Source organism: Roseiflexus castenholzii DSM 13941, from assembly GCF_000017805.1.
Taxonomy (GTDB): Bacteria; Chloroflexota; Chloroflexia; order Chloroflexales; family Roseiflexaceae; genus Roseiflexus; species Roseiflexus castenholzii.
Map to the genome: position 1 here is coordinate 1423919 of NC_009767.1, position 12903 is coordinate 1436821.

10 protein-coding genes are annotated in these 12903 nt (G+C 60.4%); 3 read left to right on the forward strand and 7 right to left on the reverse strand.

The genetic code is table 11. The features are described 5' to 3' along the window. Positions 1–61 precede the first annotated feature (61 nt). The 5 genes from RCAS_RS05590 to mraZ form a co-directional block, all read right to left on the reverse strand. Entirely contained in the window at positions 62–1582 is a 1521-nt protein-coding gene (locus RCAS_RS05590; RefSeq protein ID WP_232280185.1) for a UDP-N-acetylmuramoyl-tripeptide--D-alanyl-D-alanine ligase, read from the reverse strand. Positions 1583–1603: 21 nt separating this feature from the next. After that, complete coding sequence (locus RCAS_RS05595; RefSeq protein WP_012119630.1) at positions 1604–3460, reverse strand: peptidoglycan D,D-transpeptidase FtsI family protein; 1857 nt, start codon at positions 3458–3460, stop codon at positions 1604–1606. An 11-nt stretch (positions 3461–3471) separates the two neighbouring features. Beyond that, positions 3472–3870 carry a hypothetical protein gene (locus RCAS_RS05600; protein ID WP_012119631.1) on the reverse strand — a complete coding sequence of 133 codons (399 nt, stop codon included), beginning with the start codon at positions 3868–3870 and terminating at the stop codon, positions 3472–3474. Positions 3871–3882: 12 nt separating this feature from the next. Then, positions 3883–4821: a 16S rRNA (cytosine(1402)-N(4))-methyltransferase RsmH gene (gene rsmH / locus RCAS_RS05605; protein ID WP_012119632.1), complete on the reverse strand. Its 939-nt coding sequence runs from the start codon at positions 4819–4821 to the stop codon at positions 3883–3885. Positions 4822–6028: 1207 nt separating this feature from the next. Beyond that, positions 6029–6460 (reverse strand): division/cell wall cluster transcriptional repressor MraZ, encoded by a 432-nt coding sequence (gene mraZ, locus RCAS_RS05610; RefSeq protein ID WP_012119633.1) that lies wholly within the window; start codon positions 6458–6460, stop codon positions 6029–6031. A gap of 558 nt (positions 6461–7018) precedes the next feature. Here mraZ and RCAS_RS05615 point away from each other — a divergent pair. The 3 genes from RCAS_RS05615 (at position 7019) to hepT (ending at position 8398) form a co-directional block, all read left to right on the forward strand. After that, a complete protein-coding gene (locus RCAS_RS05615) occupies positions 7019–7216 on the forward strand; it encodes a hypothetical protein (protein WP_041330267.1) in 198 nt (65 codons plus the stop codon). A 314-nt stretch (positions 7217–7530) separates the two neighbouring features. Continuing rightward, positions 7531–8043 (forward strand): type VII toxin-antitoxin system MntA family adenylyltransferase antitoxin, encoded by a 513-nt coding sequence (gene mntA, locus RCAS_RS05625; RefSeq protein ID WP_232280186.1) that lies wholly within the window; start codon positions 7531–7533, stop codon positions 8041–8043. Further along, a complete protein-coding gene (gene hepT, locus RCAS_RS05630; RefSeq protein ID WP_232280187.1) occupies positions 7997–8398 on the forward strand; it encodes a type VII toxin-antitoxin system HepT family RNase toxin in 402 nt (133 codons plus the stop codon). Before mntA ends, hepT begins: the two co-directional genes overlap by 47 nt. 860 nt (positions 8399–9258) lie before the next feature. Here hepT and RCAS_RS05635 read toward each other — a convergent pair. Together RCAS_RS05635 and RCAS_RS05645 are read right to left on the reverse strand one after the other, a co-directional pair. After that, positions 9259–10974 (reverse strand): AAA family ATPase, encoded by a 1716-nt coding sequence (locus RCAS_RS05635; RefSeq protein WP_012119636.1) that lies wholly within the window; start codon positions 10972–10974, stop codon positions 9259–9261. A gap of 678 nt (positions 10975–11652) precedes the next feature. Further along, the gene (locus tag RCAS_RS05645; RefSeq protein WP_012119638.1) at positions 11653–12819 is read right to left on the reverse strand and encodes an acyl-CoA dehydrogenase family protein; all 1167 of its coding nucleotides are present in this window, start codon (positions 12817–12819) and stop codon (positions 11653–11655) included. Positions 12820–12903 lie beyond the last annotated feature (84 nt).

Here is a 12903-nt window from a genome sequence, read left to right on the forward strand (position 1 = left end):
TTTCGCGCACGTGTTTGCTCCTCTAGGTCTCTTCAAATCGTCAGAGAACGGTGATGCGGCATTATGGACGATGTGCCTGCAACTGTGACACAATCGTTTCCATAAACATGCCGCGCGACCCTTTGATCAACACAAAGTCGCCAGGTGCAAGCAGGTTGCGCGCCAGGTGCGCCGCTGCATCATTGTCGTCAACCGCGTACACCTGATCAGCGGGCAATCCCGCCTGCTGCGCCTCATTGGCAATCCAGCGCGCGCGCTGCCCGACAGCGATCAGAATCTGCGCCACTTCCGCCGCCCGCGCCCCGACCATGCGGTGCGCCTCTTCCTCGATGCTCCCCAACTCCAGCATATCGCCCAGGATGGCGATCCGCCGACCATCGAGTTCTGCCAGAAGGTTGAGCGCTGCCTGCATCGAGGCAGGCGAGGCGTTGTACGTGTCGTCGATCAGCGTCGTCTGGTTGATGCCCGGAACTGCCAGTAGCCTGAGTTGGGCGCCTTCGCTACGCAACCCGGCGATGATCGCTTCCCATTCCATGCCAAGCAACAACCCGGCGGAAGCAGCCGCGAGCGCTGTATGCACGCTATGCCGCCCCAACAACGGCAGCGTCAGATGCAAACCATCCCCCTGATAATGCACCCGAAAACTGACGCCCTGCAAACCGCGGCTCTCGATCGCGTCCGCCCACAGGTCGGCTGCCGGGTCGAGACCGTAGAAAAACGGTCGGGCGCGCGTCACCTCCGCCATCGCACGCACACGCGGATCGTCGATGTTGAGGATGGCGAACCCATCCTCCGGCAACGCCTGCGGCAGTTCGCTTTTGGCGCGCTGAATGGCTTCGATGCTTCCCATACGCTCAAGGTGCGATGGTCCCACATTCGTGACGATGCCGAGGCGTGGTCGGGCGAGAGCCGCAAGATGCGCGATCTCGCCCGGCCCGTACATACCCATCTCGAGCACTGCCACCTGATGGTCGGCGGTAAGTTTAAGCAGCACGATGGGCAATGTCGCCTCGCTGTTGTAACTTCTTGGGCTTTTTAAGGTGCGAAAGCTGCGCTGAAGAACGCCGGCGGTCACCTCTTTCGTCGAGGTTTTGCCCACGCTCCCGGTGATGCCGATCACGACGGGGTTGTACATCCCCCGGTGATAGGCGGCCAGCCGGTTCAGCGCCGCCTGCGGATCATCGACAGCGATCAACAGCATCGTGTCGGGCGTCGCCCGTTCGAGACCCTCACCGGTAACCGGATCGATCACCACATAAGGGCGTTCGAGCGTCAGGCTCGACACTTTGCTGCGGCGCACTAAAGCGCCGCGCGCGCCACGCGCCGCCGCGTCCGCCAGAAATTCGTGGCCATCGACCCGTTCGCCGCGCAATGCGACAAACAGGCACTCCGACGTCGCCAGACGCGAATCGATTACTGCTTCGCTAAAGGCGACCTGCATCAACGCGGGAGGCAGCGCATGGATGCGCCGATTGACCTCCTCCTGCACGCCGGGCAGCACTTCGTCCAGTCGCAACACCGCCGTTTCTCCTGAACTGTACGGTTCACGAAATCCGGCGGCATTGTAACATAACCTGTTCACGAGCAGCGCAGCAACGCTCGCCTAGCGGTTGAGTCGCCCGCCCACGGTCTGCCCGGGATCGACCAGTCCCATATCGGGCGCAATGCGCGCATACTGCACCAATTGCGTTGCAATCGATTGGAACAGCGGAATCGCCGTGCGCACCGCCCAATAGTCGTCGCGCGGACGATCAACTTTCACCAGAATGGCAAAGCGCGCGTTCTCGGCAGGCGCCAGACCGGCCACCGAGCCGATGGTGGCGTCGGAGACATATCCGCCGCGCCCGTCGGGAATGGACGACGTGCCGGTTTTGGCGCACACTTCGTATCCTGGCACCAGCCATGTATCACCGTAATGACCGGTCATCCCTGCCCAGACGACCGGCGCGTAATGGTTGGCCGATTTCACCAGCATGCGGCGCACCGTCCACGCAACGCCGGGTTCGATGGGATGCCCGATCGGTTTGGGTTGGGTGATGACACAATCATCGCCGCGGCAGCGGCGCTCGACGATGTAGGGGCGCATCAGTTTGCCGTCGTTGCCAATGGCTGCCACCATGCGCACCAGTTGCAGCGGTGTGACGGCAATGCCCTGTCCATAGCCATTGGTATCGAGCACCAGCGGACTCCATCCTTCGCGCGCCGGCGTCTGTACCATACCCCCCGATTCGCCGGCGATATCGATACCGGTCGGACGACCAAACCCGAATTCGTCGAGCATCGCGTAAAAGCGGTCGGCGCCGATCAGTTCCGCCAGTTGCAGCGCGCCGACATTGCTCGAATAGTAGAGCACCTTTTCCGGGTTGAGGGGTCCGTTGCCGGCGCCGTTCCAATTCGACAGGCGCCAGCCGTAGCGGTAGACACTCCCCGGATCATCGACAATCGTGTCGGCGGTGAAGGCGCGCGCCTGCAAACCGGCGGCGACGGTGAAGATTTTGAACGTCGATCCCGGCTCATACTGCGTCCCAACCGCCGGATTCAGGTTGTAGGTTTCCGGCGTGTACTCAAAGTAACGGTTCGGATCGAACGTCGGGTAACTGGCCATGCCGAGGATCGCGCCGGTGCGTGGGTCCATGACGATGACCACCCCGCCGTCGGCGTTGTGCACATCGACCGCCTGCTTCAGTTCGGTCTCGATGATATGTTGCACAGTTGGATCGATCGTCAACTGAAGATCGACCCCAGGGCTGGCGGGATGCACGTCCTGGGGCGCGATCCAGATCGGGTTGCGTTGCGAGTCGACCTCCGCTGTGATGACGCCAGTGCTGCCGCGCAGCAAGGTATCGTAATATCCCTCGACGCCGCTAATGCCGATATGCTCGAAGTTGACCGCGCCAATCACGTGTGCGGCGAAGGCGCCCTGTGGATAGACGCGCCGCGGTTCGTACTGCAATACCAGTCCCGGCTCATCGAGCGCCAGGACTCGTTCGGCAATCTCCGGTTCGAGCCAGCGCTTGATGCGCACCTGGTAGAGCGAGGTATTCTGCATTGCCGCCAGAATATCGGGGGAGGGAACGCCGAGCAGTCCGGAAAGAGTAAGCGCCAGCCGTGGTGCATTCTTCTGATCGATCTGCGATGGTACAATATACAGACTTTGCAAATCGACGTCGAGCGCCAGAACATTGCCTTTACTGTCGCGGATAACGCCGCGCGGCGCGGGGATCGGCAGGCGTTGACGCACTTCGGCGCGCGCCATCTCCGCCAGCGTGCGCCCGCCAATGCGCACCTGCCCTGTCTGAATGCTGCCAAGATGGACGGCAATTCGGACGATGATCACCACGGTGAGCAGCAGCAACAGGTTCAGCCGCCAACGGCTGATCGTGACCGGGCGCACAGCGGAGACGCTCCGCCGCGCCGGAGCACGATTGACAACAGTACTGCGCGTTGTGCGGGCAGCCATGCAACGTTCCTTTACGGATTCAGAACCAGATCGTCCTGTGTGAACGGTTCGCGAGCGTTGACCGTGTCAATCATAATGTAGCGCGCCTGTTCCGGTTTCATCGGACGCAGATTGAGGCGGATGGCGCGGCGCTCGATGTCGGCGAGCGACTGTGCGCGCGCCAGACGCAATTGCAGGTTGCTGCGCTCACGCAGGAGTGCAGTTTGTTGCCGTTGCAACTGAGCGACGGCATGCCCCTGCGTCGCCAGGCGCCCCGTCTGCGCGAGATTCAAGCCGCTCATCAACGCCAGCAGCAGCGCGGCGGCGATCAGACGTCGCCCGCCTTCGAGCCGCAGGTAACGGAGCAGTTCAATACGTCGCTCCTTCGCCTCCTGGATGGTTGGATAGAGCGGTTTGAGCGTGACTGCCATGAGTTCCCCCTCCTATGCCCTTTCCGCCACACGCAGTTTTGCGCTCCGACTGCGCGGATTGATGCGTTGTTCCTCGCTGCTTGCTTCAACCGGTTTGCGGGTGATGAGCCGCAAGTGCCCGGCCTGTGCTTCGGCACGCATAAACTGTTTGACAATTCGATCCTCAAGCGAGTGGAAGGTGATAATCGCCATCCGTCCACCCACCACGAGCAGTTCGACGATCTGCGGCAGCGCCGCGTCCAGGCTCGTCAGTTCGTCATTGACTGCAATTCGCAACGCCTGAAATGTGCGCGTTGCAGGATGGATTCTGCCGCGTCGTCCTCCAAGCGCCCGACTGACGATCTCTGCCAGTTCGTCGGTTGTGGTGATCGGTCTGCGCTGCCGGGCTTCGACAATCGCCCGCGCGATGCGCCGTGAACCGCGTTCTTCGCTGTAGCGAAAAATCAGGTCGGCAAGGTCGCGTTCCGGCAGGTCGTTCACCAGGTTCGCCGCCGTCATCGGCGCATCCGGGTCGAGCCGCATGTCGAGCGGTGCGCTTGCCTGAAATGAAAAGCCGCGCTCCGGCGTATCCAGCTGGTACGATGACACTCCCAGATCGAGCAGCACTCCCTGAACCTGAACGAACCCTGCTTTGTGTGCCAGCCGTCCAATCTCACGGAAACTCCCACGCACCAGGGTCACCCGTTCACCATACGGCGCCAACCGTGCCGCCGCCGCTGCCAGCGCCGCCGGGTCGCAATCAATTCCCAGAAGACGACCGTCCGGCGCCGTTGCCTCCAGGATTGCCGCTGCATGCCCTCCTCCACCAACTGTTCCGTCGATATACCATCCGCCAGGGTGCGGTTGCAGCCCGGCGAGCGTTTCGGTGAGCAGTACTGGCGTGTGATGGTAGTCCAAAGCACTGAGAACCGAGAACTGAGCACCAAGAACCAAGAACCGAGAACTGAGCACCAAGAACCAAGAACCGAGAACTGAGCACCAAGAACCAAGAACCAAGGGGTTAGGGGTTAACCTTCCCTCTTCTCAACCGTAACCTTCCCACCTGCAACCTTCACCCCTCGCGCCTCTCGTCTCTCGCCTTCAACCGACGTGTTCCGGGCGCTTGCGCCGCGCTATCAGACCTTCACCCCTCGCGCCTATTACCTCGCGCCTCGCGCCTCGCACCTCTCACCTCTCGCCTCTCACCTCTCCACCAATGCGAGATACATCTCGCGCTACGCCGTTGTCGGGTCCCTCGCGCCTCTCATACCAATGACCAGTGACCATCCGGCATGGTCACCCCGAGCAGCGCGAGGGGTCGTGCGCGACCCGCTTAGATTCCTCGCTGCGCTCGGAATGACAAGCATGCGGCATCTTCAATCGGAATTGGTATCACCTCTCGCCTCTCACCTCTTACCTCTCCACCAATGCGAGATACATCTCGCGCTACGCCGTTGTCGGGTCCCTCGCGCCTCTCATACCAATGACCAGTGACCATCCGGCATGGTCACCCCGAGCAGCGCGAGGGGTCGTGCGCGACCCGCTTAGATTCCTCGCTGCGCTCGGAATGACAAGCATGCGGCATCTTCAATCGGAATTGGTATCACCTCTCGCCTCTCACCTCTCACCTCTCGCCTCTCACCTCTCCACCAATGCGAGATACATCTCGCGCTACGCCATTGACCCGCTTGCCTCTCGCCTCGCACCTCTCGCCTCGCGCCTTTCACCTCTCACCTCTCCACAAATGCGAGATAAATCTCGCGCTACGCCATTGACCCGCTCGCCTCTCACCTCTCGCCTCTTGCCTCTCACCTCTCCACAAATGCGAGATAAATCTCGCGCTACGCCATTGACCCGCTTGCCTCTCGCCTCGCACCTCTCGCCTCGCGCCTTTCACCTCTCGCCTCGCGCCTCGCGCCTCTCACCTCGCGCCTCTCACCTCTCACCTCTCGCCTCGCGCCTCTCACCTCTCGCCTCGCGCCTCTCACCTCTCCACAAATGCGAGATACATCTCGCGCTACGCCATTGACCCGCTTGCCTCGCGCCTCTCACCTCTCATCTCTCGCCTCGCGCCTCTCACCTCGCGCCTCTCACCTCTCACCTCGCGCCTCTCACCTCTCACCTCTCGCCTCGCGCCTCTCACCTCTCGCCTCGCGCCTCTCACCTCTCGCCTTCAACCCTAGAACCTCAACTCCGCCAGTTTCTGCGCAAACAAACTGGCGTTGGCATCCATCGCACTCAACACATTCTGCCAGCGACGCGGCGACCAGATCTCAAAGTGGCGGTTCAGCCCGGCAATGACCGCCTGATCGCCAAGTTCCGCAAACTCGCGCAGGTTCTGCGGGATGAGAATGCGCCCCTGCCTGTCGAGCGACATATCGGCGGCTCCCGAAAAGAGCATGCGTTGCAATTGCCGTGTTTCTTCGCTCCCTATCGGCAGACTGCTCACTTGCCGCGCCAGTTCCTCCCAGACGCCGCGCGGGAATCCCATCAGACACCGGTCGAAACCGCGTGTGATGACCACGCCCTCGCTGAGCGCGTCGCGAAAACGGGCCGGGATTGCCAGGCGACCCTTATCATCGATCGTATGTTCGTATTCGCCAAGAAACACGATTGTTCGCCTGTGCTGACCGTATTCTGACGACGATCCATCGATTGAGAGGCACTATGCACGCCGTGTCGGAGAAACTCGATAAATAACAGAACATGTGTTTTTATTTTCTTTGACATGAATCCACTGATCTGTACGATTTCCCCCACTTTTTCCCACTTTCTCCCACTTGAGGCTGATTATATACCACTTGCTTCCACATATCAAGCAGAATTTGCCCATTCTACGCATATTCGCAGCATACGAGGACGTGTCGTGAGGCGGTTCCGACTTGACAACGCCCCTCGCATCAGCGCGGCATCAATGCGCACATCTCCGTTTCTTCGCGCTCCTCAGCGCACTGCCGGCAGTGATCGTCCCCTGGCGGGAGGGTACGCGCAGCAACCAACGTCTGTCGTGCCGCCGATACCAATTCCCTGTGACCATCCGGCATGGTCACCCCGAGCCGCGCGCGGGGTTGTGCGCGACCCGCTCAGATTCCTCGCTGCGTTTACCCTGCGCGAAGCGAAGGGCTTGGAATGACCAGCGTGCGGCATCTTCAATCGTCATTGGTAGAATGTGGTCGGCGGCGTTCCCGTCGTCCCCGGCGATGATCCGTGGACGGTCGGGTTGCTTCCCGCCAGCATTCAGGACGAGACCGTTGTGTTCCGCGGCGCGTTGATCAACGATGATGCACCGACGTTCAGTTCGCAGTTAACGACGGCTATGTCGTCCTGTCAGGGGCGATCGGGGTTCTTGCGAGTCGGCAGGACCTGACCCAGACTCCGCCGGACCGGCGGCATCCTGGTGGAGGTCATCGTCCATCCTCTGCATCTCTCTGGTTATGCGCCGGTCAATGACGTTGCGCTGCTTCGCCCGGGCACTCTGGTGAATGTGGGCGCCATCCTGCTGGTGCAGACCGACGTTCAACTTCTCAACTCATCACGTCTGCGCAGGCGTGCCTGTCGGGGACGACGCAGCGCCGGCGAAAGCATAGCGCAGTGGCGCCTGTTAGCATGACTGTGCGCTGGACATCGTGCCAGGGTGCGTTTTCCTGATGACTGTGGCGCCGTGGTACAATGACAGAGCGCATGGTCCGTTCTGGCGAGGCGCTGATGTTCGATATCGATCTCCAGACCTTTCAGCAACGTGTTGCAGCGATTGCAGCCACGCACCTACAGGTGCAGCTGGTGTATCTCTTCGGATCGCGCGCTGGTGGCGAGTTTGGTCCGATGAGTGACATTGATCTGGCGGCAGTGCTGGATCGGGAGGCGTCTATTCCGCACCTGCGCGACGAACTGGCGTATCGCTTCGCAGAGGCGCTCAATGACGGATCGGTTGATCTCATCATCCTGAACCAGGCGCCAATTGAGCTGGCATACGCTGTCATTGCCGAGGGTAGAGCGCTCTACCAGCGTTCCCTGGTTGAACGCATCGAGTATGAGGCGGACGTGATGAGCCGTTACGGCGACTATCTGCCCGTGCTGCGGGCGCAACGCTGGGACATTGTGCATGGATCTGGCGATGAGCGTCGAGTTCAGCGGTATCGAGAGGCGTTTGGACGAACTCAGCGAGCGCCTGGCGCGTCTGACCCCGTTGCGTGAGCGTCCGCGCTCCGATTTTGACGTCGATCCTTATTTGCGCGACATAGCCGAGCGTAACCTGGAAGTCGCTGCACAACGCTGCATCGACATCTGTCATCGGATCATTGCGCTGGAAGGCGCGCGAAAACCGCGCGACTACCGTGAAGCGATTGTGCGTATGGGAGAGTTAGGCGTTCTACCGCCCGAATTTGCGGCAAACCTGGCGCCGATTGCCGGTTTTCGCAACATCCTGATCCATGAGTATCTGCTGATTGATCGGGACGAGGTGTACCGGAATCTGGCGAACCTCGACAATCTGGAGCGTTTTGTCACGCTGATTCGCAACTGGCTGCGTCGGCAGGGAGAAAAGGGCTGACAGCGCGCCACGCCCGACCTGGAATGAGCGGCGCCCCCGGCGTGTGCAGGCATCTGATACTAACGTGCGATCAGTCAGACAAGACGCGGACTGCGCCCTGGCATCAGCGATCCTCTCATCTGCACTGCGGATGAAGTCGCAGGCTACGGTTGCAAAGCCCGCCTGCGCGAGCTTCACCGGGCGATACCGGATTCTTTTCTCGAAAACCACGATTGACTTCACGGCAACAAGCAACTACGAAGGTCACCAAGTGACACGAAGGAACTGCGCTTCATGGTTCTGCCCCGTCGTGCGCTTCGGGTCCCTGGTGGTTGAGCCTTCCATGACTTCACCGCAACAAGCAACCACGAAGGTCACGAAGGGACACGAAGAAACTGCGCTTCATGGTTCTGCCCCGTCGTGCGCTTCGGGTCCCTGGTGGTTGAGCCTTCCATGACTTCACCGCAACAAGCAACCACGAAGGTCACGAAGGGACACGAAGAAACTGCGCTTCATGGTTCTGCCCCGTCGTGCGCTTCGGGTCCCTGGCGGTTGAGCCTTCCATGACTTCACCGCAACACGCAACCACGAAGGTCACGAAGGGACACGAAGAAACTGCGCTTCATGGTTCTGCCCCGTCGTGCGCTTCGGGTCCTTGGTGGTTCAGCCTGTTTGCAATGGACTCATGATTGTCCAAATGACCGCACATGAGTATGAGCGTTGACCCTGGCATCGGTCCGGTCGGCGCACCGCCCCGCTGCTGCCCGACGTATGCAGGAAATGGCTGCCTGAGCGCGACCGACGCAATGTGGTCTCCACTTCGACATCATTTCGTCTGCAGGAAGTCTCCAGTATCGGCGAACTGCTATGACGACAGGGAATCACGAATCGACGCGAGGACGAGCCATCTGCGCCACCTCGCCGATCGCGTCGAGCGCCCGCCGGATTTCGTCGTCAATCGCTTCTGGCGACACAAACGCAGCCAGGACGTGGAAGTTCGTCTTGTTCATCTCATTCGGTCGATCACGAATCTGAAAAAACCGCTGAAACAGCGGCGTGAGAAACTCATCGCTGGCTTTGATGTCAGGTCCCCACGGATCCTTGCCGAGCAGCCGCAGCGCCTGCTCGATCTCCTGGATTGCCTGCGCCATCGCGTCGCGCCAGGAGGCGGTGAAGAGCGCTCCCTCGGACTCCTCGCCTTTGCTGACGGCGAAGGTCAGCAGCGTTTCGCGCTGGCAGAGATAATTTTCCAGTTCATTGCGCGACCACATATGCTGCCTGAGATGCGGATCGTCCGGCACACCACGCGCCAACCGATCGTAGATGGCGATGCCGACGAGATCGGGTTTTGCCTCGCGGAGGGCATAAAAATGTTCCTGCGCTTTGCGGGGTTGATTGGCGACGTAACACACGAAGGGACGCTCCAGGACCGATCGCGCCGGATGGTTGATCCGTTCCGCAAAGGCGCGCAGAATGGCCAGATCGGTCGATCCTTCCAGATAGAGCACCCAGCCCATCGTTTCAGCCAGATAGTACTGTTCAAACCCGATGTCGCGCAACGATCTCAACACCTGCGATCCTCGATCATCGATTCGATGCGGGCGACCGACAAAGGCGACCACCACATCCCGCTGGGCAGCTTCGTTCATTACCACTTCCGAGTGACTGGTAGCAATGAGTTGGCTTTTTGTCCGCTCAGCCTGCCTGGTCAACACATCATAGATCTGCCGTTGCCGTAGAATCTCCAAATGCGCGTCCGGTTCGTCCAACAGCAGCACGGCGCCGGTATGGACAGCCATATGCGCCAGCAAGAGGAGAGTCTGCTGCTCGCCGCGCCCGCTGGAGGAAATGTCGAGCATCGTGCCAGAACGGGTGCGATAGGTTAACGTAATCTCGCCTCGTTCGGCGATGTATTGGGGAGGAAGCAACCGGGAGCCGAAGAGCCGTTCGATAGACTCACAAATCTCCTGCCACTTTTGGTCGCCGTTTTCGCTTTGCACCACCTGCCAGCACAGGTTTCTGAGCACTTCTGCGGTTCGTCCCTCACCCAGTCGCACCCGGATCGATCCCATTTCCAGCCGATCTTCACGGGCTGCCAGTCCCGACATCGGTGGCAGATAGGCGACCTGAAGGTTCTTGAGATGCGCCGGCACCGCCAGGCGCGCGTTGTCGGGACCAACCGGAGGACGGCAATAGATCGATTCTTCATTCGCATAGTCGAATTCTAACCGGCATTCCCATTGCTGCTCATCGCTTCCCTTAACGCCGATCTCGATCCGCACATTGCGCGTGCGTGGTTTGCCGTCGTGTCGCTCTCCTTCGCGCACGCGCAGGTCGCGCCACAACAAATTTGCGGCAGGTATGGGAATAGCCAGCAAATCCTTTCGGTTGATCGTCACGCCAGCCCGTTCAGCCGGAATGGTGCCGCTTCCTCGCCGTTCCAGCCAGCGTTTCACGCCGACATCCCATAAGGCAAGCGCCTGAAGCGCCGATGTTTTGCCGGAATTGTTCGGTCCGATGAAGACGACTCGTTCGCCCAGATCGATAGCCACATCGGGGAACAGTTTGAAGTTTCTGATGGTCAATGAGGTGAGCATAACGGTCTCGGTTGAGGGTGGTGATAGGCGAGAACGACGAGTCGCACATTCTCCAGGCGCGCGGCGATGCGCGATGTGATGGCGACTCCCCGACGTGCTGCGCCGGTTCAGCATGCCAGAAATATATCATCATTTTTGACCGGATGCCGCATCTCCATGATCCGGCAGCAGATCGCTCCTCCGTACAGACCTGTCTCCGGCGAGACGTGTGCGCTCTGGTGCGCGTCGGCGATACACTCGCGTTTCTGCGGGAGCGGTGGGGTGATCGTCTGGCGGAACAATCTCTGCCGCTCACGGCGACAACGCTCTCTCATACCAATTCCCTGTGACCATCCGGCATGGTCACCCCGAGCCGCGCGAGGGGTCGTGCGCGACCCGCGCCGATTCCTCGCTACGCTCGGAATGACACGTCGCTGCGCTCGGAATGACACGCATGCGGCATCTTCAAGCGTCATTGGTATAATGTGGGCGGTCTGATGGTGCAGTTCATGTGCGTAGGGGTGTCCACCCAGGGACACCCCTACCTTTGCGCCTGCCTTCGTACAGCGTGTTCCATTCAACGTGGAACGCACAACATCCGCGCCGGCGCGACCTTCCCACCTTCAACCTGCAATCTTCCCACGGACAACGCGCAATGATCAAACCTTTCCATCTGCCGCCTTCAACTTCTTGCGTCGTTCAGTACAGCCGCACCTTGTGCCCGACCGTCTTCAGGAGTTCACTGGCGATGACATACCGCTGAATCTCGTTGGTTCCCTCGTAGATGCGGAAGACGCGCGCATCGCGGTACATGCGTTCGAGCGGCAGTTCACGCGAGAATCCCATGCCACCGTGGATTTGAATGGCTTCGTCGAGGATCCATGCCAGCGCATCGGTGCAGTAGAGTTTGACAATGCTCGACTCCAGCCGCGCCGTCTCGCCGCGATCCACCTTCTTTGCGCAATCGTACACGATCTGCTCCATCGTGTAGATTTTCACCGCCATATCCGCCAGTTTGAACTGAATTGCCTGGAAATCGGCGATTGGACGACCGAACTGTTGCCGCTCGACGGCATACTTGAGCGACAATTCATACGCTTCTTTCGCCGCTCCCAGACACGCCGCGCCCAGTCCGCACCGCCCGATGTCGAGCGTCTGGAGCGCCAGCGCATACCCGCGCCCGACTTCGCCGAGCACATTTGCTGCCGGAACGCGACAATCCTCGAAGAAGATCGATGCCGTGTGCGACGCGCGCAACCCCATCTTCGGCTCAACTTTGCCCACCTTGAAGCCAGGGAAACCCTTCTCGACGATGAACGCAGTGATGCCGCGCGGTCCGAGGCTTGGATCGGTATTGGCAAACACCACAATCACATCAGCAAACGAGCCGTTGGTGATCCACATCTTGCCGCCGTTGAGCACCCAGGAGTCGCCGTCGCGCACAGCAGTCGTGCGGATGTGGGCGGCGTCACTGCCCGCATTCGGCTCAGTCAGCGCCCATGCGCCCCACATACGTCCCTCGATCAGCGGGCGCAGGTAGCGTTCCTTCTGGTCGGGAGTCCCGGCGAGATGGATCGACATGGAGCAGAGTTGTGTGTGCGCGCCGATAATCGTGCCGGTAGAGGCGCACTTCCGGTTGACCTCTTCCAGCAACACGCAGTAGCCGGTAATCCCGGCTTCGGAGCCGCCGTACTCTTCGGGAAAGGGGACGCCGAGCAGACCAAGATCGGCAGCTTTGCGCAGCATCTCGAACGGAACCCGCTCCTCTTCATCGATTTCACGGGCGATTGGGGCGATCTCCTTGTTGGCGAAGTCGCGGACGGTCTGCCGCAAGAGCCGGAGATCTTCGGGAAGGTCGTACTCCATTGTCTGTTCTCCCTTCTACTACACCTTTGTACCATTATAACACGCTGCGGCATGGATCATCCGCCCGATGGGTCAGGGCAGGTC